Origin of the sequence: Cellulophaga baltica 18, from assembly GCF_000468615.2 — a bacterium.
In the GTDB taxonomy this organism is placed as follows: Bacteria; Bacteroidota; Bacteroidia; order Flavobacteriales; family Flavobacteriaceae; genus Cellulophaga; species Cellulophaga baltica.
In genome coordinates, this window is the sequence record NZ_CP009976.1 from 2,998,622 (window position 1) to 3,019,150 (window position 20,529).

Genomic DNA, 20,529 nt, shown 5'->3' on the forward strand with positions numbered 1-20,529 from the left:
ATTAAAATGAAAAAAACATTAATAATTATAGCATTTGGTTTAACTAGCTGCAACGGTCTGACTAATATTGATTCGGTTGAAAATATTTATTACCCTGATTCAACTTATTTTGATTCTTCAACAAAATTTAAATTAGACCTAAAAAATCGAATTAAATTTAATAAAATAGAAGAACTAGCGAATATTTTATTTCAAAAGAATTTAAGCCCATATTTTGAATTAAAAAGAGGTTCAAAAATTTCTAAAGTAATAATATTCCGGAATGACCACAGTATGATACAGCATCGAAATAAACTCATAGTTAGAATGGACTCTGTATATGGAGATAAACCTTATCCTATTAAAGATTTTGATATTATCCTTCAGAGATATGCAGATAATAACGGTAAAGATTATGCGCTTCCCGAAAATTTCGATAAAATTTTTATTCAAATTGAATTAGATTCTACATCTAATTCAGAAAATTTAGAAGAATTATTAATCGGTATTCTTGATGGTTTTGACAAGGTTAATAATCAAGGTTCAAATAAACTTAATTTGAAAATTGGTTTAAAGTATGATGATTTGATAAGAATCAATTGATTCCAATTCTTTAATATTTTAAAATTTCAATAAGTCACTTAAAGTGTAGGCTTCCCTAAAAAGAGGAAGCCTACATACTCATCTATTTGTTAAGTCCTTAATCGGCATATCTCCTAAAGTACCAAATTCATATTTCCACCAATCTAATTGGCGGAGATGATGATTTTGAAAACCGTTAGTTTTTTATCATTATAGGTGGGCAAAAAGTCAAGTCCACCAATTTTAACGCTTACATTTTCAAAGCCCGTTATTATTCCATCATAAACTAATTGTCCATAAAACGCATTTTTAAATATTTCCTCAATATTTTTTAAATCCGCTGATTTAATATCTGTAAGAATGACCAAATACTGAGTTTTTGCATTTGAAATTATCCAACACTTTTTTCTGTCCACATAGAATACATTTGCATTCCATTTTCCCAGTATTCCACATTCGCCATTTGAATCGATTTGAATCAGTCTTTTAGCCAACTTTTCAAGCTTTTTCGAATGTTCGTAAAGGGACATAGTTTACACAAGTTAAAGATTAGGGTTTACACTAAATTAGTTTCTAACCTTGTCGATTGTTGTTTATTTCTAAGATGTTTCTCATCAAAGTATCCTAAAAGTACGTTTCTATAAAACTGTCACGTCCTAAAATAGGGCTACAGATTAATATTAGTTTTAAGCGGCATATTGATGCACGTAATTAGGTGTTTTATAATCTAAAGATAAATGTAATCTTTTTGAGTTGTATAATTTGATTGCATTTTTGGCTGCTTTTTTAGCATGGACCACACTGGTAAATGTTTGATCAAGATAGAATTCATCTTTTAGAATACCGTTTACCCTTTCGGCTAGGGCGTTTTTATAGCAATGATTTTGTTCTGTCATACTGATTTTAATTTTCTTTCTTTTTAGTATTTGGGTATAGACGTTACTGTAATATTGAATACCTCTGTCCGAGTGATGAATAAGGTGTTCAATGTTCTTAGCATTGTAAATAGCCTTATTTAAAGCTCTGACACACCCTTTTAGCTCTAGGCTATCACTTAGGTCGCATCCAACGATTTTACGGGAGTACATGTCTGTAATCAATGCTAGGTAACAGAATCCTTTTATGGTTCTAATATAGGTAATATCAGATGCCCAAACCTGATTAGGTCTATTGATTTTCAAGTCTTTTATACTATTTCCATACTTGTAAAACCGGTGATATGAATTGGTGGTTCTAGAGGAGTACTTCTTTCTTCTAACGAGCAATCGATTTTCTCTTAAGATACGGAACAGCTGGTCTCTACCTACTTTAAGGTGGTACTTATGAAACTCACCTTTTAAGGATCTCATGAGTTTTCTAGTACCTTCTCGAGGTAGTGTTCTTCTGCTTTTTCGAACAAGTTCGAGTACATCTTGTTCTATCTGTTTTTTGATAACAAAACGTTTTTGGAATTTGTAATAGGCATCTCTTTTCATATCAAAGGCATTACAGATAGTCCTATCGAATACAGCCTTTCATTACGGTTTATCGGTGCTACTTTCATCAAGGCTTTATGTTTAAGTTTTTTTTTAATTCTTCAACATCTCTATAGCCCAGGTTTTCGGCGGCTACCTCAAGATAGCTGTCGGTCACCAGTTTGTCTAGGTCCTTTTTAATAAGAAGGTCCTTAAGTTGTTTCAGCTCTTTTTGAAGGGCTTTGATACGGGAAAGTTCGTCGTCTGTTTGCACGGTTACACGGGTGTTCATTAAATCTTTACGATCATACTTTTTGATCCATACATTTATAGTACTGGATTGTATACCGTAAGTTAATGCAATTTGTCTTTTGGAATGGTTTCCTTTGGTAAGTTCTGCCAAGACTTTAAGCTTAAAGCTCTCACTATAGCGTTTTACATATCCATCATTTTTATACATATACTTGAAGTGTTTTGTATACATATTTCAGGACGGGTCATAATTAGTTACAACGGTTAGTATAAGAAACGTAAGTAATTTCGAAGCACCTACCTGTCAATTTACACTGAGCCAAATTTGCGATTAGACACAAATTTAAACTTTTAAAACAAACCGTCAAATCGCAGATTTGGCGGAGCTGATTAAATGTACAAATGTTTCGTAACCCACTGAGTCACTTATGTTTTTTATACATTGTTGTATGCTGGGCTTTATTCATTGTCAATTACTTATCAATTTAGTACAATCTAAAATCCGTTCAATCAAAGCACTGCTGTTCCCGAAAAAAATAGTTTTTAGTGTCGGCAAAAAGCGGTGGCAGGCAGACAAGCTCTTTTGTGATTTTTGGCTGTGCGTCGGTTTGTGCGAATTGCAAATGTGCTTGGCTGTTAGCATTGGCTACTTGTATTTATCAATTAAATCATTAAAAGATTCGTCGCCTAACCTTAATCTATCATCACAAAATTTGAGAGCAACCTTTCTTTGTTCATTCTCAAATAAGAAGACTATAATATCTTTAACCTCTTCATTTCTATAAAAAGAGAAACTATCTACGGGAACGGAAGATATTATCTCTCCAACATATTCTGCTGTCTCCTTTGGAATTCCAGATTTACTTAATCTCACAAGATTTTTCAATAAATTACTTGTGCTGTGAGATTTATCAATATTTGGACAAGAAACTAATATAAGACTAGTAACCTCTTTATTTAATTCTTGTACTAGAGATGCCATTTTACATAACCGAGATAATATTTCTTGTTCTTTTTTATCTTTAGTTTTTATAAACCTTTTGATTAGAAATGTCCATAACTCAATTATTCTGTTTTCAAATAATTTTATTTCTTCAGCTGATTTTAATGATTTAAGATATTCATCTTGATGACTTACATAATTTACAAAGTCATTGATATTATCGGCACTGGCTTTTTTGCAATACTTTGTAATCAAACCATTGTCAGATATGTTTTCATATTCCCAAAAATAAAACGTTGTTATATGATGTTTAATACCATTCCCATATAAACCAGAATCATTATTGGGTGTCAATAGTGCTTTCTCATAATGAGGGATATATTTGGGGTAATCTTGTTTATTTGGAACAAAACCACTAAACAAATACCCACTCCAAAATGCTTCCCAACGATAATCATTTAATGCTTGAAAAGAAATGGATTTTTCTAGAGTCCAAGATTGGCTTAAATAGAGAAATTGTTTATAATACATGCCAATTAGGATGTAGCTATCAATTATTCTATTTTCTAATGAATTTTCAAAAATATCAACAATTTCGCGCTCCCACTTAACCGATGAAGTTTTCAAATTATTTCTAGCATTACACAAAGAATAATCTAACAAACCTCTTAATATTTTACCTGCGGTTGAATTTAAAGAATAACTAGGATAGTCTTTATTTGGTTTTTTATTTGATTCTGGCTTTAACCATTTTGAAAATGTAATTAATATAATTTTAGCTTTGGGTAGCAAGCTTATTCCCATAGAATGGTCATCAGACCTCATACCTTCCTGCAATAGATTTGAAATTACTCCAACTACCCAGTCTGCATCAGCTCTTAAATCATCCTCTATTTTAAGTTCATTAGTATAAAACTTTTCATTATTAATATATTCTATACAAAAATCGAGAACCTTCTGCCAACAAAAAGTATTCTTCTCCTGCCAAGCATAATAAAAACCATAAATTATGTAATAAACATAAACATATGGTAATGAAATAAAATCATTTATATTATCCGAAAACTTTTGCGGATTCTGTTTAACTGCATTTTGTAAACTTCTACCTAATCCAGAAATTGAAGGTGCAGCAAAGTCTCTTGTAGGTTTGAATTTATTTATATATTCAACTATTTCAGAGTTGGTAATTTCTTCTAAATCACTAATAGTTAGCGGACTAATATCGCCAGATGAATATTGCATTCTACCAATGGTGTCAAAATGTTCACTACTATACTTTAATTTTTTGGCTAGATTATTATACTTCTCTTTGAAGAGAGCAGTGTCTTTTAAAGCTGAATACCAACGTAGTTGCCAGTTATCCAAATTATCATCCTTTATTTTAGATGGAGGATTTTCTATAATTTCATCTAACTTTTGTAATGCTTCTACACTAAGTTCTAATTGGTTTTTCTTTAAGAACCTATATAAATCCGTTTGAAAAATACTTTTATAGAAAAACTCATTTATTTGTCCCTTTTGAAGTTTTTCTAAAAACAAACCTTTTGTTATATCCCAATTATTACCAATAATAAATAGACAAACTTGTCTCAATACAACTAGACGATATTCTTCTTTTTCAAGTATATTAGATAACAGAACTAAACCTAATTTTGGTTTTTCTTGAACATATTTATTAATTAAATCAAGTAGTATCGACACAAAAGCAAACTCAACTTTCTCATTATTATGTTGAGTTTTGTATTCTTCAACACCATAGCTTCCAAAAAGAAAAGATAATCCTACTGTTATAAATTGTAATGAATAATCAAGCCCGCTTACTCCATCTTTTAATGTCGGTTCAAACCCTTGTAATGATAATTTATCAATGAGTTCATTTTTTAATTTGGATTCACTTTTCTTATCGAAATCAGAAATTTCAAAAGACTCTCCATTTTCAGGAAGAACTTCAATGCTCTTCTGATTTGTATCAATAGATAGATTTATTTTTACTTCTACTTCATCTTTTAAAGCTTCAAAAATCAATCCATTTGGAAAAGTATAGTAAATGCGTTTTAATTGTTCTATTAGGTGTGATATTACTTCTTTAGGACAACTGGAAACAATAATTGATATTAATTTATCATCAAATGTATCAGTTAATCTTTCAATTGGGGATATAAATATGCTTTCAAACGAAAAGCTTTCTTTTTCTGTTTTCTCCTTTTTTGAAATTTCTAAAAAATGCTTTATTATAGTTGCAATCTTTTTTTTATTTTTCCGTTTAGGCGACTCTTTAATTAGCTTAGGAATTAATCCATCACAAATTTGATGAACCGTTGTTGAGAGTTGTGCATTTCCATTAATCCACTTTGGAACGTATTCAAAAATATCAAGTGGAATATTTTGACTTGGCATTAACGATAATATTCTAACGAACTGCCACCAAGTATTACGATTTTCGTGTGATTTTTCCGACACATTCTGTATTATATCGATTATTTTAGATAAAGTATCGTTTTCTTTTTCTGCTTTCGCTAAATTTTGTAAAAAGACTAACGGTAGCCAGTGATTGTGATTAGTCGGATTATTGTTTGAATTAAAAATGTCTTTTTGAAGTAGTATATTAAACCAAACTTTACCATGTACATTCCCATAAAAGTATTTTTCATAATCTTGGTCAGAATCAATGAGAGAAAGAACAAAAATAACTTGCTCTTTGGTAGGGGAATCTTCTTTCAAGATGAAATCAAGCATTTTTTTATTTTGAAAAAATAAGTTGCTTGAATTTTTTGCTAAACTCTCGTAATGAGGATTGTATATTTGTTTCTTTATTTTATTCTTAAGCGCTTGTGTCCTTTTAGCTTCGAAATCTGATTTTATAGTTAAATTGAATCTGTTTTCCAAATCAAATTTTAACCGATTTAATTCTTTGTAGGCATTGATTTTTAAATTGTCGAAATCCGTTTTTAAATCACTATGAATAGAACTTTTACCATTATGTTTTTCGTAAAAATCTTCAGTATTTCCTGAAACGAAAAAATAATCATTCTCAGGATTCTGTTCAGCAAACTCAAAAAGAGAATAAATAATTACAGCATCTGCCACACTACTTTTCTTGTGCATTGGAGCTTTTTTCTCAATCCCATTATTAATAACAATTTCCTTAATGTTTACACTTAAGGGAATCCAAATAGCCGTGTCAATTATTCTGTTTATCCGCTCTAATTGTTGGTCAACAATCTTCTGTTGCGAATCTGGGGTTGTATATTCTTTAAAAAATTCTGTTGGCAATATTTCATTTGCCATTTTAAAAAAGTTCTTTAAATCTTTTCTTCGTTCACTTGCTTGGATATTTTTATGTTTATCCCATTCTTCTCGAATTATTTCAGGCAGTAGAATTTTGACCTGACCACTTTCAAGCCAATACTCAAGATAGTCGAGTTCATTTTCAGTTTTCCATGAATCAGAAAGTCTATAAACCCATATATTCGTGTCAAATGTTATATAAATCATTCCCAATAATGTTTATGTCTCAATTTATTTAAGCGTTGGCAAAAATTGCACTCTTTTGCAAATTACGGTTTGTGTGCCAGCCTGTGTGATTTGCAAATGTGTGCAATGTGCGTGGGCTTCTCCAAACTGTCCCGAAGGGCAGAAGTGCGGTGGCAAAAACTATTTTTTTCTTGCACTGAACTTCAATCAATGCTCTTTATCTCTTCGCTTATTATTTCAATTTATCAATCTGACTTTTATATGTGCATCTCGGTTTTTGCCTTGCATACAACGTTTCGGCTAAAAAGCGTTGCCATCCCGAAGGGTGGCTATGATTTTTTAGCCATTGTTAGGCACTTTATTTGGTTCTCTAATTCTATTATTCTTTGTTCTTCTACAAGGTTGCTTGAGTATTGGTATTCATTCAAGCCATCAATCGGTCCAAAAACCAGAGGTGACGGATTACCTGGTTCTTCAGTGTAAACCAGAGAAATAGAAAGATGGTTGTCAATGGAATCACCTTTATGTACCTCAGATTTACCTATTGTGTACAATTCTCCTTCATTGATAATATGCGTTCCAATCTCTTCCAATTTATAACACTTCTCATTTTTAGATAAAATTCTTTTTTCATTGGTTCGGTAGGAGCCAACATACGTTGCATGTGTTGCAGGTTCTTCTTTTAGTACTTTGTATAAAGTATTTGAAACCGCTCCAGCAACAACGTAGCTTATTATATTATAGAAATGATTGTGTATATCCATTAATGGTTTTTGAACGTTTTCTCTGTCCGACCATATATGAATCCTAATTGTTTCATCATTTTGAAAGTGGTGCAAACGACAGAATAAGAAACCTAACGGATGTATTCGGAGCTTACCTCTTAAGTAGCCTTTAGAAAACTCAATTAGAAGTTGAGAAGATTGTTCCTTTAATCTTTTGACGTCCCTGTTTTTATAATGAATCCTTAATTCATCGTAAAAATTCTCATGCATAAGGATTCTTATTATCATTCAATATTTGAGCTATTTTATCATAGTCAAGACTAATACCTTGAAATTGAAAATGTAAACAAATCTCTTCTATGTTTTCAGCTTTGATAGTGCCAAAATTTACATTTTCAATATGTCCTTTCATATCTAGCTCTTCACATTGTTTTGATTGATGAAAAACTTCTTCCTTATAGGTTTTATATAGATAGGTGTTACTTGGTGTTAGTAATGCTAAATCCTTCTTATCCTCTTTTGTGACTATACAATTACTCTGACTAAGGTCAATTCGCATAGTTGAAAAAGTGCTTTTAAGGAAAATGCTTATTTCTAAAAGAGGGTTCAATGATTTGTGGATGTACGCAGAACATATTGTTGCTACAATTTCATTTTGCACATACTCTTTTTTCCAACTACTTTTTTCCGCAGATTTTAATGAATTCCTATAATTTGCGTAATTGCTACAAAGGTTTTTGTCTTTGGGATTTAACAGAAGAATTTTAAAATTTCTGCTTTCGTTAAGGTCTTTGGAAATCTTAGAAATCTCCGGAAAAGTTACTGCTCTCGTATAGCGACCAGTTCCTCCAGAGAAGAACCAAAAATTTGTATCAAGCCTAGCTCTTGAAAAAAGTTCTTTTAAACGATTAGGTTCAACTATTTCCAATTTAGTAACCTCTTCAGGTACTTCAATTTTAAATAGGAACCAAGCAATAAATATTGATACAATCAATGAAATCGAAATCTTATCTAAGATTGATTTAAAGTAAACGAGCCCTTCGCTCTCAGGTGGTGGAAAATGATAGGGTATAACGTAGATTCTAACCATAAAAATCACCAATAGTATTAGCGATACAGTGATGAGGAAATTCCGTCTTCTTGATTTATGTTGTAGGATTGCTTTCATTCAATTTGTATTGTGCCTAACGTTAAATATATGGCATTTAGGGCGGAAAATAAACAGTTATTTTCGGTTAAGCACTAAGCCAAACTTTTGAATTTTGATTTATCTTTTTTTTCATAAAGCCAAATCAAAAGATTTGGCGACATAGCAAATAAACACAAACTTTTCGAACTAATATGAACCAGCCCTATTTGCTATATATAGTGTTGTGATTTCGTTATTTTATTCAGGAACGGCTCCTTTTTTCCAATCCTCGTGTAAAACATAAGAATCCCATTTCAATTCCGCTCCTTGATATTCAAAAGTCCAATTAATCCAACAAGGAATATTTTCATAATTATAGAATCCGCTTATTTTTACTTTTTTCTCAACATCATTTATTTCATTATCGAGAATAACATCCCAATTTTGAGTAATATTATCAGCAAATGGTAATTCAATAGAAGCTTTGTTTTCAAATCCGACAGAGCCTTTAAATTCTAATTTAAATAACTCCGAATTATATCCAATAATTTCAAGAATTGATTTTCCGACGACAATTCCATCTTTAATATTCATCTCTTTATAATCAGATAGAAAAGCCCAGTCAAATTCTATTTTCAGATTATTTCCAACTTTGGTTATCTTTTCTAAGTGAGAGTCGTGTAAGCTTAATCGGCTTATATTTGAGTTTATTTTTTCCATTTTTGGTTAATGAATCACAACGGTTGGGCTATGCGTAGTGCGGAGGCAAGGAAATTTTTCGTTTTCGTCTGAGCACGAAGCTAAAGCTTATTGTTTAGTTTTATTTTTTCTTGTCCAAAGCTAAATCCATAAGATTTAGCGACTTCATAAATATACACAGACCCATTGGTTTTACCCTGACGTCCGCATTACGTTTAGGTTTTGTTGTAAAACGTTTTATTCCGTTTGAGTTATTCTCCAATAAAGGTTTTTACTAAACCGTTTTCCGTTATAATATATGCCCAATTGGGTGCGCTATAACCTAATCCAGATTCTATGGAATTTTGATTAGGAAGTCCTGTTGGTAATTCATTTTCTAATTTATCCACAGTTACCATCATTAAATCTGAATAATAAAAAAAGATAAAATTCTCATCTATTTTTAAGTAACCATCTGTATCAAAAGAGTCATAATAAGGTTGTTGCATCAGGACAACTAAATCGTTATCATCCTTTTCGAAGAATTCCACCCAATATATGTTCGTATCAGCACTTCCATTCTTAAACTCTTCTGCTTCTTCTTCAGAATATTTTATGAATTTTTTTATATTTTCATATAAATCATCTCTAACAATATCTGAGCTATTTACGCTATCACATCCTGTAAGATTGATAAGAAAAAAAGATAAAATATAATATTTAATTCTGTTCAAATTTCTATTAGTTAAATGTTTTACAACGTTAAATATATGGCAAGTTGGGTAGAAAATTAGCAATTACTTTCGGATTAACCACAAGCCAAATCTTTTTATTTTGTTTTAATTTTTCTCTTTTAATACCAAATCAAAAGATTTGGTGACTTTACAAATAGACAACAACCTTTTGGTTAAACACTAATTGCCCTATTTGCTATATATAGTGTTGTAAAACGTTATTTATTCAGGTGGTTTTACCATTTGCCAAGTCGGATAAATAATAGAGTCAGTTATTCGTGCAAGTTCTTTTTTACATATTAAATGCCCAATATATTTGAAGAACTTTAAATCATTTTTATTCCATTTGATTTTGAAATTAACTAATGAATCAAGAGTTTTTCCATTTTTTTTAATAATTAAAGCTGTCATTCCAGTTGTCGGATTTATTTCTTTTTCTAATCTGTCTTTTGGGTTTAGATTGTCTATCAGTTTAGATAAACGCTTAGATTCTATTTCATTTAATATTCCTTTGTAATTTCCGAATTCGTTACGAAGTTTTCCGTCAATAAATAAAGTGTCATTTCTAATTAATACGTTGTAATAAAAATCAGAATTGCAATTTTCAGTTTTAAAAAAAGTCTTGTGCAGAACATCCGAAATTCCAACTTCGTATGATATTTTGGATTTATCACAACTAACGGTTAGAACCGATAAAATAGATAAAGTTAATATCCGAATTTTCATTTTTTTCTAATGTTTTACAACGTTTATGTATAAGAATAGTTGCGGTTTTGTGTGCGAGGATTTTCCGCAGAAAAATCAGACGTAACAAAAGCGTAACGACCTTTGTTTAAGCCTAAAATAAGCAATTATTTTTATACGGTGTTAGCTGTAGTCTTTTCATTTACTTATCTTTTTGATTGCGTTACTTGAAATTGAATAACCAACCATTCTTAAATTTCCAATTCCTTTGCGAGTATATTTTTCGTCAACTTTTCTCTTTGAGCCAAATTTTAATTTTGTCCCTTTATTTTGTTGTATGTAAGTTTGATTTATAATTCCATTATTGTGTAGAATTATATTTCGAGTTGTAAATAACTCAATTATTTCGCTATGAATTTCATCAATTTCAGGAAAGGTCAGGTTGAATTTTTTATTCAGAAATTTTAGCTTGTCTTTAAAAGATGAGTGAGAAAATTCAAGAATTTCTTTTTGACGTATTGATTTTACCAATTCATCAATATTTTCAAATTCAATTGCTTCTTTGTAGGTTATAGTTTTATCCGAAATTAAAGATTTCCGATTCCATATAAATAGACATTCAAGGATATCGTTTAAATACGCTTCTGTACGTGCAACAGCATTTATAATTGCTAAAACATTAATTTCCGCTGTATGACTAGGTATTTTTGAATTCAACTTCGTAAACAAAGTCATTCCTTCATCATCAGGTTTATGTGTTTCTAAAAACTCTTTGTATTTATCTTGAAAAAAAGCATAAGACAAAGTTGTTCCAAAAATGAAGTCGTCTATTTCCCATAAACTCTGACTAAATTCTTCTTGTGTTTTTTTGATTTGTTCTTTTACGTTCAATTTTTCTCAGATTACAGCTAACAAGTGTATAATGAACATATGTTCATTATACTGCCAATTTAAGATATAATGAACATATGTTCATTATATCTTTTATATTATTTCAATAATTAAAACAACTTCATTACAATACCAGGAGGTACCTTTTAAGGCTTTTGTGAGTTTTTCTTATGATGTGTGTTAAAATTCACATGTGAAGCAAACATTTATTAAAGTTTAAAGTTATCTTCAGTGTAATTTTTTACCGAACCCTAGTCTTGACTAATTAATACTTAATAGCTCTATAGACTTATAGATAAGCTTAATTTCTTTATGGATATTTCTTAAATTAAATAAGGTAATATTTTTTAATTGTTAATAGATAAGATTTAGATTCTAAAGAAAATCTAGGCTCTAAATTAGCCTATTTTAAAATGCTTAGAGAAAAACGATTGTGAAGTGTTGATAGTTGACAATTGACTTTAAAACTAATGGTGATAGGTGGTACTAATAAAACTCCTTAGCAACTGTTGATCAACTTCTTTTGAAAAAAAGTCTTGTTGCTTAAAAGTTGACACATTGTTTTTTGTTGATTACCTTGTTATACTAGTTATTATTTAGGTAATCAACAGATCAACAACTTTAATCACTTTTAAAATACTCTTTACTAAATGTATAATGCCTTCCCTTATGTGATGTTTCTTCTACTATTGGTTTATTCAATGTAGAGTTAGAAATATGAAATTTAATATAAGTGCTATTTTTAGTTTCTAAATTATACTTATTTTTTAGAAGATCAGAAATTTTAAAGGAGGAAACTCTAATATTGTTTTTAAGTAATTTATCGACTAAATCTCCTGCGGAATATTTTAGTTCTTCTTTTTCAAACATATAAAATTCGTCACTAATAATTTGCTCTAATTCTTTATGGAGGTAAGTCTTATTTCCATTCTTTAAAACTCTCAAAGCATCTGTGTAAATTTGATCTTTCGTAAACCACATTCTAGTTTTTTTAGGAGAAATAATTGATCTATTATTTATGAAATCTAAAAAGCAAGGTGTTTCTGCACTTAAGTCATCCAATAAATTCGGGTTATCCTCTTCCAAATTAAATGGAATAATTTTTCTGACCCAGTACCTCGTTTCTTCAGCATCTATATATACAAAGTTCTCTTCATTATTAGAACATAATACAAATTTCCCAAAAAAACTGCCTTCTACTTTGTCTTTTCCTTTTGCTTCACTTTTATAGGTTTTAGCAGTTGCTAGATTCTTCAGGCGTTCACTATCTTCTCTTTTATCGAGTAAGACTTCATCCACAGCAATTATTAATTTGGAAGCCCAATCAGAGTTAAACCTAGATCTAAAATCTTCATTATTATTAATAGTCATGTTATTTTGAAAAATAAGTTTTAACCAATTGATAAATGTTGTTTTACCAGTGTTTCGTTCATTACTAACAAGACATAAGATTGGTAGTACCTGTGAAGGGTATCTCCAAAGTATACTTAAATAATCAATAGCTAAATTATATTGCTCTGCAAAAATATGTTTTAGAAATTTTTCGGTCTCTCTGAAATCTCCACTATTGGTTTTATGATTTAATTCTTCGTATTTATTATAAAACCCATCAATTTCGGATTTATAATTAGTGTGAGATGGAATTAAGCAAAAGCCATCATATTTGTTGATACCCTTTACATATTCTTTACCGTGATCTGTACTTATTTCATTTTTAGACCAAGCAACTAAAGTTTTAATATGGTCTCCACTATGTAATGGTATTGTAACATCCTTATAATAAGTTGTTCCTATTCTTAAATATTTTTGTTTCATAACTAAATGTTTATTTTAAGGTGGCCCATTTTGCCGTAATCAATAATTGGATTTTTATTTTCAAACAATAAGGTTATATTGACACCGTGCATAGAGTGGTCTTCCTTGCACATTTTTATTATTTCTTGCTCTATATCATAAAGTGGTAGTCGAGGTATATATTCAACTATTTCTATCATAATATTGACTTTTGTAATTAAAGCATTTATCATATTTCTATTAATCTGCTGATACGTAGTAATGCTAATTAAATCCCGATATAATTCTCTCAGGTGGGTTTCTATTTTATATGCTATAAGTTTTTTGTTATTTGACATGTATATTTTTTTTATAAATTATTATTTGGTTGGTGATATCAAAATATGCCCTAACTCCATCAGTTCTTGGTGGTATATTTTTAATAAGTATCATTTTGCTGAAACCAATTTTTAAAATTTTTTGAATATCTCCTTTAGTAGCAGGTTTGTTTTCTTCCTTAGTTAGTAGATTAGTAGCAATATTAGTAGCTAAGCTTCCTACCGCAGCATTCCCGATTCCAGACCAGCTCATTTTGCCGTTTACGGATACTTCTTTTGGTTTTTTAAAGTCTGGTAAGTTCTCCTTTGCTTTTTTTCTTTTTGTAAAAGAGTTTACACGACAACTACTGGAACAGTATTTTTGCTTAAATCTTCTTTTTGGAGTGTATGCTTTTCCACAATATTCACAATTGTATGTATATCTATCCATTTCTCGTTATTTTAACGTTAGACTAACGCTTATTGAAATAGATTTTTTGCTAAATACTCATCTGCTTTTTCGTGAAGGGAAGATTTTGTTTCACGTTTCCCACTTTTTATCCAATCATTAATTTCGGATTTAAGGAAGTAGAGTTTTCCTTTTTTGTGGTAGGGTATGGCGTTTTTATGGACAAGACCGTAAATACTTCCTTTCGTCATATTCAATAGTTTTGCCACTTCATCAATAGTTAAAAAAGGATCTTCCTGGGTACTCAACGGAGTTTGAAAATTGCTTCTTAAATTCTTGGAAATCTCATCAGCTAGTACTTTTATTTCCTCAGCTGTTAATCGATAATTTAAAATCATTTTTTTGTTTTATTTGATATTAATATGATTCGAAATTAACTAGAGATGCTATCTTTTTAAATATGTAGAGGGTTTCTCAGGGGAAAGCTGAATTACTTTAATTTTTGTTGTAAATATTTTACATATAAGTGTTTAGGTTTTTTTTTCTGGCGCTAAAACAGCTTTTTTTAGTGTAAATTACTTCTGTTTTTTTAATTTAATTTTTTTAATTCCATTCTTAACTTATCACTTGTCCTTTCTAATTTATAAGGTTTTATTTTTTCTAATAAACTTTTAATCCATTCTCTCTGTACTTCCTTTTTTACTTTATGGTTGTGACCGTTTAGTAGAATTTTATACCCATTTTGATTTTTATATTTAGCAGTTAAAAAATTTTCATTATGAACATTTGCGAGAGTAATTATTTTAGCAATTTCAACCATAGTTGGTTTTTTGCTTTCTTCAATAAATGAAAAGAGTATATGAAGTAATAAATATTTTTCATTTTCATTGAGTACATCAGTATCTGTACTTTCGTTAGCTTTCTTTTCATCCGGAAATAAACTTTCATATGCAGATGTGTAGCCATCAATTTTGTTTTCGTAATCAAATTTGGTACTGAAATTAAAAGAATCAAGCCTGTCTATAGTATACAGAGTATTTAATACTTTTTTAGAAGTGTCAAGCAATTCAATTACATTCTCTATTGCGACTTTTTTAGCTGTTTTCTGTAGGTAATCTGAATAATCAACAAACATTTTTTTACGCTTAATCTCCAAGTTTTCAAAACGTTCTTTTAAATCATTTTCCAGTACCTTTTTGGTATTATTTAGCTCATATCTTCTATCTTTTCCTAATAACTCATAGGATGAATTAGAATCAAAAAATTCCCATGAAGAATCATCATGCCATTTTTGACTAGCTTTAGAAATTGATAATTTAAATGCATCCTTAAAAATCCTAGTCATTTCCTTAGAAGATTCTAAACTTTCAAAAGCTAATTTTTTAAATAGCTCATAATTCTTATGATATGCGTCATTATATGTTTGTAGGTAATCCATCTAAATCTAAATTAATACGGTTAGCGGCTTTTATTTTGTTTTTATCCATCACCTTAGTGTAGATCTGAGTTGTTGATAGGTTTTTATGTCCCAATAATTTTGATACGGTATAGATATCTGTGCCATTTGCTAGTTGCAGACTAGCATAGCTATGACGAAAATTATGAAAACTGATATTCTTATTTATTCCAGAAAGCTTTATCCACTCTTTTAAAGGTCTTGTTACCTGACTGTATTTAATATTAGTAAAAACTTGTCCATTGGTTGTATCTTGCTTTTTTAAAATTTCATAAGCATTTTTGGAAATTGGATGATTAGTCAAATTGCCAGTTTTTTGTTCTTTTAACCTTATATAATGTCCTTGATGCTTATCATGATATACTGTTTCCCATTTAAGATTAATGATGTCGCTAAAACGTAAACCAGTTAAAGCAGCAAAAATGGCCATGTGTTTTATTTTTTCTATTTTGATATTAGTTTTCCATAATAGGACTAGTTCTTCTTCTGTTAGATATTCTCTATGGGTTTGCTCTTCTTTTATATAAATAGCATCCTCTGCTAAGTTTGTAATTAATAAATTGTTTTTATAAGCCTTTTTTAGAACGGTTATAAAATGTTTAAAATAAGTCGAAGCCGTATTTCTTGCCAATTTCCTCGTGTCTTTCACTCGAAGATTATTCGTGTTTAGTAGAAATTCTCTGTAGTTGTCTACATGCTTTTGATTTAAATTGTGTGATTGAATTTTGGGTCCGAAAAATTCTAAAAAATATTTTAAAGACGATTTCCAAGCTAAGTAATTTGAGTGACCAACGGTGTTATGTTTTTCTTCCACTACAGTCTCATAGAAAGCTACAAAATTAATACTCAGGTTTATGTTGTCTTTAAGGCCGTATTCCTTATTTCTAATTTGAACGAGGCGCTTAGCCCTAATAATTTCTGCAAATTCAATGGTTTGTTTATTATGGGTTTTTTCTATTTGATCTTTAGGACTTGCATGTATTTGTAATTTTAAAAATTCCCTTCTCGATTCTTGGCCTGTTTTTGGATTTATAATAGGAGGGAAGTAGTCCAAATATAAGCTGTATTTATTATTGGCTAATTTCTTTTTACGTACTGTGACATTTGCCATCGTTTAAAAATTTATGAAAGTAATTCGTTAATATCTGACTTTTTAACACGTGTTAATCTTTCAGAAAGATTAGAGGCCTTTAGCTTTCCTGTTTGAATTAATCTGTAAACAGACCTCTTAGAGATGCTTAATAATTTAGCGGTATCTTTTACGGTAAGATAGTCCTTAATCTGTATTATAGATATGGGCTGAGTTTCAATTTTTAAAGTCTCTGTATTTGATTGTTTAATCTTATTGCTACGCATCCTTTTTTTATATGCTCTTTTAGCACAATTATCACCACAAAATCTTGTGACAGTAGTTTTAGCAATGAAGGATGTATTGCAGTTTTCGCAAATTCTCTTTACTCTTATATTTGAGCTCATAATCTTTAAATGCTTACCTTATTATTGTATCGATAGTTATCATTATTATAATCTAAGCTAATTTAGGTGCCATAATTTCTCCTAAAAAATCAAATATAATAATATGTGAGATAACGAGGTACAAAAAAGGTACAAAATATACTAAATTTTAAGAAAGTATATTACATTTTTCAAAATTACTTTTGAGTTAAAGTATTGATTTAGTGTGTATTAATTTATTTTACTTTAGTATGTTTTATTGTATTACTTTCCAATACAAAAGTTGGCAAAAATATTACCTAAAAGATCATCACTTGATATTTCGCCAGTGATTTCACCAAAATGAAATAGCGCTTGACGTATATCTATAGCTAATAAATCTCCAGAAAAACCAGCATCCATTCCATATTGTACCTTTTGAATCTCTTCTAAAGCTTTTAAAAGGGAATTGTAATGTCTGGAGTTGGTCACTATCGTTTCGTTGTTTCTCAGCGCTCCTGTATTGATAAGCCCTAATAGTTCTCCTTTTAGATCTTCTACGCCTTCACCTGTTTTTGCAGCAATAAATATAGTTTTTAGCTGTGCAGATAATGTCTCCATTTCTGAAGAAATAAGCGTGATGGTGTCAGGAGCTATTTTATCCGCTTTATTGATTAATAACAGAATAGATTTTTGAGGAAACTGATTCTTAATTTTTTCAATTTCTATCTTTAAGAGCGCAATTTCATTGGTGCCTGTCATCAGAGAGCCATCTACTAGGTATAAGACCACCTGCGCTTGCTTAATTTTTTCAAAAGTTTTCTTAATTCCAATTCCTTCAACGACATCTTGAGTTTCACGAATTCCGGCCGTATCAATAAATCGAAATCCAATACCATCAATAGAAATCTCGTCTTCAATAGTATCTCTTGTGGTACCCGCAATATCTGAAACAATAGCCCTGTCTTCATTTAAAAGAACATTCAATAACGTAGATTTTCCTACATTGGGTTCTCCTACGATAGCTACTGGAATACCATTTTTAATCACGTTCCCAACGGCAAAAGAATCAATCAACCGTTTTAAAACCAAGGTAATTCTATTGATTAAATCCTGAAATTGATCTCTATTAGCGAATTCCACATCTTCTTCCGAAAAATCTAATTCCAATTCTATTAAAGAAGCAAAATTCATTAATTCTGCTCGCAGTTCTTTTATTTCATTACTAAAGCCACCACGCATTTGCTGAATAGCAATTTGATGGCTAGCCGCATTATCGGAAGCGATAACATCGGCTACAGCTTCTGCCTGACTTAAATCTATTTTCCCATTTAAAAAGGCACGTAAAGTAAACTCTCCCGCGTCTGCCGTTCTACATCCATTTCTGAGAAATAATTGGATGATTTCCTGCTGTATATACGTAGATCCATGACAAGATATTTCTACAATGTTTTCTCCCGTATATGAATTGGGACCTTTAAATATAGAAACCAATACTTCATCTAAAACACGATTGCCATCTACAATATGTCCTAATACGATGGTATGCGTTTTCTGGTGTACTAATTTTTTACCTTTTCTAGACACAAAATGGTTTGAGGCAATGGTAATAGCATCTATACCAGAAAGGCGAATGATGGCAATGGCACCCGCACCAGAAGGTGTGGCAAGTGCTACTATAGTATCCTGTTGTATCATAATGCAAAAATATAAAATAGTATTTGGTAATCTACTACTAGACGCTAATAACTAGACAAACATTTACCATAGGGGGATATGACTGCAACATATGATTAATTACTCATATGTTGCAGTCAAAAGGTCATTTATGGTTACCAATTGAAATACCTGTCGCTATTTTTGAGAAAATAACTTAAAATTATAATATTATGAAAAAAATGAGTCCCCAAATTCCTTTTTTTGCAATCCTCTTAGCGCTGGCAAGTTGTAGCACTAATGATAGCGATGTAAATGTAGAAAAAGAAGATGCGATTGAAGCTGTTGTTACAGAAGGACAGCAATCCGAAGAAACTCAAGGAGATGTACGGAAAGGTGGTCCGTTTTTCAACGCAAATCAAAACCCATTACCTAATGGCAAGAAATGGGTAAAGGTAGAGGCTATGTCTGATGAATTTAATGACAGCTCTTTTAATGCCAACAAATGGAAAAATACCGATCCTAATCGATGGATAGGTAGACCTCCAGGACTTTTTACAGAAAGTACTGTATCTGAAAAAAATGGTAACCTTAGATTAACCTGCAAGAAGTTGCCTAGTCCTAGAGTAGTCAATGGAAAGACGTTTACACATGAAGGTTCTAACATAACGTCTAATACAGCAGGGCAGGTAGGCTATTATTTTGAAGCAAGAATGAAAGCAAATAAGACGTTTATGTCGTCTACATTTTGGTTAATTAACAATGCAAACGATACTAATGGTTGTGATAAAAGAACCATAGAATTAGACATTCAGGAATGTGTCGGTCAAATTGTTGGTACCGCAAATTTTGCACAAAACTTCAATAGAACCATACATTCTAATACGCATAGTAGAAATACAGCCTGTGCAACAACACCGACAGGTTCTGTAGGAGGCAATACAGTATTAAATAATAAAGTGTACGAGTCTTATCATGTTTACGCAGCCTGGTGGAAAAGTAAAACAGAAATTGTGTTTTATCTAGACGGGAATGAAGTGTATAGTATTACTCCTAAAGCCGATTTTGACTTGCCATTGTACTTAAAATTGGTTACAGAAACCTATGATTGGAATCCTGTTCCTTCAGATGGCGGTATGACAGGTACTTGGGGAGAGCGCACGACGTTCTATGATTGGGTGCGTACTTACAAGTTAGAAAACTTATAAAATTGAAATCTAAAATTACAAGTTTTGAATGCCACTTTATAAAAGTGGCATTTTTTTTGTTATACCCATTAGTAGCTCGTTAAAAAAAGCGATGTATGGCAACATGCGAATTAAAAAATATTTATGATAGTGATTCATACTATTTTGTACATTCGCCGTCCATTAACAATTAAATTATATATGAATAAATTAGTAGTAGTAGCAGTGATTGCATTATTTTCTTTAGGAAAATCTTATGCACAAGAAACAGAACAAGTTAAAGATTCTATCGTAGTCGTAAAAGATATGATAAAAGAACAAGAAGAACTAAAGCAGATAGAACAAGCTAAAGTAGAGGCTGCTGCGGCAAAAGCGGAGCAGAAAGCTGCTGCAAAGGAGCAGAAGCAATTAGCAAAAGAACAGAAAAAAGCAGAGAAAGAGCAAAAGAAAATTGAAAAGGAAGCTAAAACCAAACCAAAAGAGGCTCAAAAGCAAGAAAAGTTAAAAAGTGCAATAGCTAGTAAGAATCAAGATATTCAGAAATGCGAAGACAAGATTGCTAAATATGAAATGAAGTTAGCTGAAGGTCAACGTAAAGGGAAACTTTCTCCTGTAGCTATTGATAAGTTGAATGATAAAATTGCAAAAGAACAGATCAATATTTTAAAGGAGTCTGAAAAATTGAGAAAATTAGAGCGTAAACAATAATTCTTTTTTTTTGTAACATTTTGGTTTTTGAAGCGTCATATTAGTACATCAATCAAAAATCAAA

The 20,529-nt window shown here is 30.7% G+C and carries 21 protein-coding genes; 3 read left to right on the forward strand and 18 right to left on the reverse strand.

Going from position 1 to position 20,529, the window contains the following annotated elements; all coding sequences use genetic code 11:
• Nucleotides 1-6: 6 nt before the first annotated feature.
• Nucleotides 7-582 carry a hypothetical protein gene (locus M666_RS12765; RefSeq protein ID WP_029446170.1) on the forward strand — a complete coding sequence of 192 codons (576 nt, stop codon included), beginning with the start codon at nt 7-9 and terminating at the stop codon, nt 580-582.
• Between the two features lie 143 nt (nt 583-725).
• Here the strand turns inward: M666_RS12765 and M666_RS12770 are convergent, their stop codons facing one another.
• The 18 genes from M666_RS12770 to mnmE form a co-directional block, all read right to left on the reverse strand.
• Nucleotides 726-1,091, reverse strand: a complete 366-nt coding sequence (locus M666_RS12770) for a DUF6933 domain-containing protein (protein ID WP_029446171.1) — start codon at nt 1,089-1,091, stop codon at nt 726-728.
• Between the two features lie 156 nt (nt 1,092-1,247).
• Complete coding sequence (locus tag M666_RS12775) at nt 1,248-2,054, reverse strand: IS3 family transposase (protein WP_052206657.1); 807 nt, start codon at nt 2,052-2,054, stop codon at nt 1,248-1,250.
• 49 nt (nt 2,055-2,103) lie between these two features.
• Nucleotides 2,104-2,499, reverse strand: a complete 396-nt coding sequence (locus tag M666_RS12780) for a transposase (protein ID WP_226989911.1) — start codon at nt 2,497-2,499, stop codon at nt 2,104-2,106.
• 414 nt (nt 2,500-2,913) lie between these two features.
• The gene (locus M666_RS12785) at nt 2,914-6,705 is read right to left on the reverse strand and encodes a PIN domain-containing protein (RefSeq protein ID WP_151198054.1); all 3,792 of its coding nucleotides are present in this window, start codon (nt 6,703-6,705) and stop codon (nt 2,914-2,916) included.
• A gap of 308 nt (nt 6,706-7,013) precedes the next feature.
• Complete coding sequence (locus M666_RS12790; RefSeq protein ID WP_029446174.1) at nt 7,014-7,697, reverse strand: hypothetical protein; 684 nt, start codon at nt 7,695-7,697, stop codon at nt 7,014-7,016.
• On the reverse strand, nt 7,672-8,577 hold the full coding sequence (locus tag M666_RS12795) for a hypothetical protein (RefSeq protein WP_029446175.1): 906 nt from the start codon (nt 8,575-8,577) through the stop codon (nt 7,672-7,674). The genes M666_RS12790 and M666_RS12795 overlap by 26 nt, the downstream gene beginning before the upstream one ends.
• Nucleotides 8,578-8,796: 219 nt before the next feature.
• Nucleotides 8,797-9,132: a hypothetical protein gene (locus M666_RS12800; RefSeq protein ID WP_151198055.1), complete on the reverse strand. Its 336-nt coding sequence runs from the start codon at nt 9,130-9,132 to the stop codon at nt 8,797-8,799.
• A 356-nt stretch (nt 9,133-9,488) separates the two neighbouring features.
• A complete protein-coding gene (locus M666_RS12805) occupies nt 9,489-9,950 on the reverse strand; it encodes a hypothetical protein (protein ID WP_029446177.1) in 462 nt (153 codons plus the stop codon).
• A 222-nt stretch (nt 9,951-10,172) separates the two neighbouring features.
• Nucleotides 10,173-10,676, reverse strand: a complete 504-nt coding sequence (locus M666_RS12810) for a hypothetical protein (RefSeq protein ID WP_029446178.1) — start codon at nt 10,674-10,676, stop codon at nt 10,173-10,175.
• A gap of 156 nt (nt 10,677-10,832) precedes the next feature.
• On the reverse strand, nt 10,833-11,525 hold the full coding sequence (locus M666_RS12815) for a hypothetical protein (protein WP_029446179.1): 693 nt from the start codon (nt 11,523-11,525) through the stop codon (nt 10,833-10,835).
• Nucleotides 11,526-12,146: 621 nt separating this feature from the next.
• Nucleotides 12,147-13,340 (reverse strand): primase-helicase family protein, encoded by a 1,194-nt coding sequence (locus M666_RS12820; protein WP_029446180.1) that lies wholly within the window; start codon nt 13,338-13,340, stop codon nt 12,147-12,149.
• A 2-nt stretch (nt 13,341-13,342) separates the two neighbouring features.
• Nucleotides 13,343-13,657, reverse strand: coding sequence for a hypothetical protein (locus tag M666_RS12825; protein ID WP_029446181.1), 315 nt, complete (start codon nt 13,655-13,657; stop codon nt 13,343-13,345).
• Nucleotides 13,647-14,066 carry a hypothetical protein gene (locus M666_RS12830; RefSeq protein WP_029446182.1) on the reverse strand — a complete coding sequence of 140 codons (420 nt, stop codon included), beginning with the start codon at nt 14,064-14,066 and terminating at the stop codon, nt 13,647-13,649. Before M666_RS12830 ends, M666_RS12825 begins: the two co-directional genes overlap by 11 nt.
• A 29-nt stretch (nt 14,067-14,095) precedes the next feature.
• Nucleotides 14,096-14,422, reverse strand: a complete 327-nt coding sequence (locus M666_RS12835) for a helix-turn-helix domain-containing protein (protein WP_029446183.1) — start codon at nt 14,420-14,422, stop codon at nt 14,096-14,098.
• Between the two features lie 191 nt (nt 14,423-14,613).
• Nucleotides 14,614-15,462, reverse strand: coding sequence for a hypothetical protein (locus tag M666_RS12840; RefSeq protein WP_029446184.1), 849 nt, complete (start codon nt 15,460-15,462; stop codon nt 14,614-14,616).
• On the reverse strand, nt 15,440-16,591 hold the full coding sequence (locus tag M666_RS12845) for a tyrosine-type recombinase/integrase (protein WP_029446185.1): 1,152 nt from the start codon (nt 16,589-16,591) through the stop codon (nt 15,440-15,442). The genes M666_RS12840 and M666_RS12845 overlap by 23 nt, the downstream gene beginning before the upstream one ends.
• Before the next feature lie 11 nt (nt 16,592-16,602).
• Nucleotides 16,603-16,836, reverse strand: coding sequence for a helix-turn-helix domain-containing protein (locus tag M666_RS12850; protein WP_226989912.1), 234 nt, complete (start codon nt 16,834-16,836; stop codon nt 16,603-16,605).
• Nucleotides 16,837-17,199: 363 nt separating this feature from the next.
• Entirely contained in the window at nt 17,200-18,612 is a 1,413-nt protein-coding gene (gene mnmE / locus M666_RS12855; protein ID WP_029446187.1) for a tRNA uridine-5-carboxymethylaminomethyl(34) synthesis GTPase MnmE, read from the reverse strand.
• Between the two features lie 191 nt (nt 18,613-18,803).
• On the opposite strand from mnmE, the gene M666_RS12860 reads away from it, so the two are divergent.
• Together M666_RS12860 and M666_RS20000 are read left to right on the forward strand one after the other, a co-directional pair.
• Nucleotides 18,804-19,778: a LamG domain-containing protein gene (locus tag M666_RS12860; RefSeq protein ID WP_029446188.1), complete on the forward strand. Its 975-nt coding sequence runs from the start codon at nt 18,804-18,806 to the stop codon at nt 19,776-19,778.
• Between the two features lie 180 nt (nt 19,779-19,958).
• Nucleotides 19,959-20,465, forward strand: a complete 507-nt coding sequence (locus tag M666_RS20000; RefSeq protein WP_029446189.1) for a hypothetical protein — start codon at nt 19,959-19,961, stop codon at nt 20,463-20,465.
• The last annotated feature ends 64 nt before the right edge of the window (nt 20,466-20,529 follow it).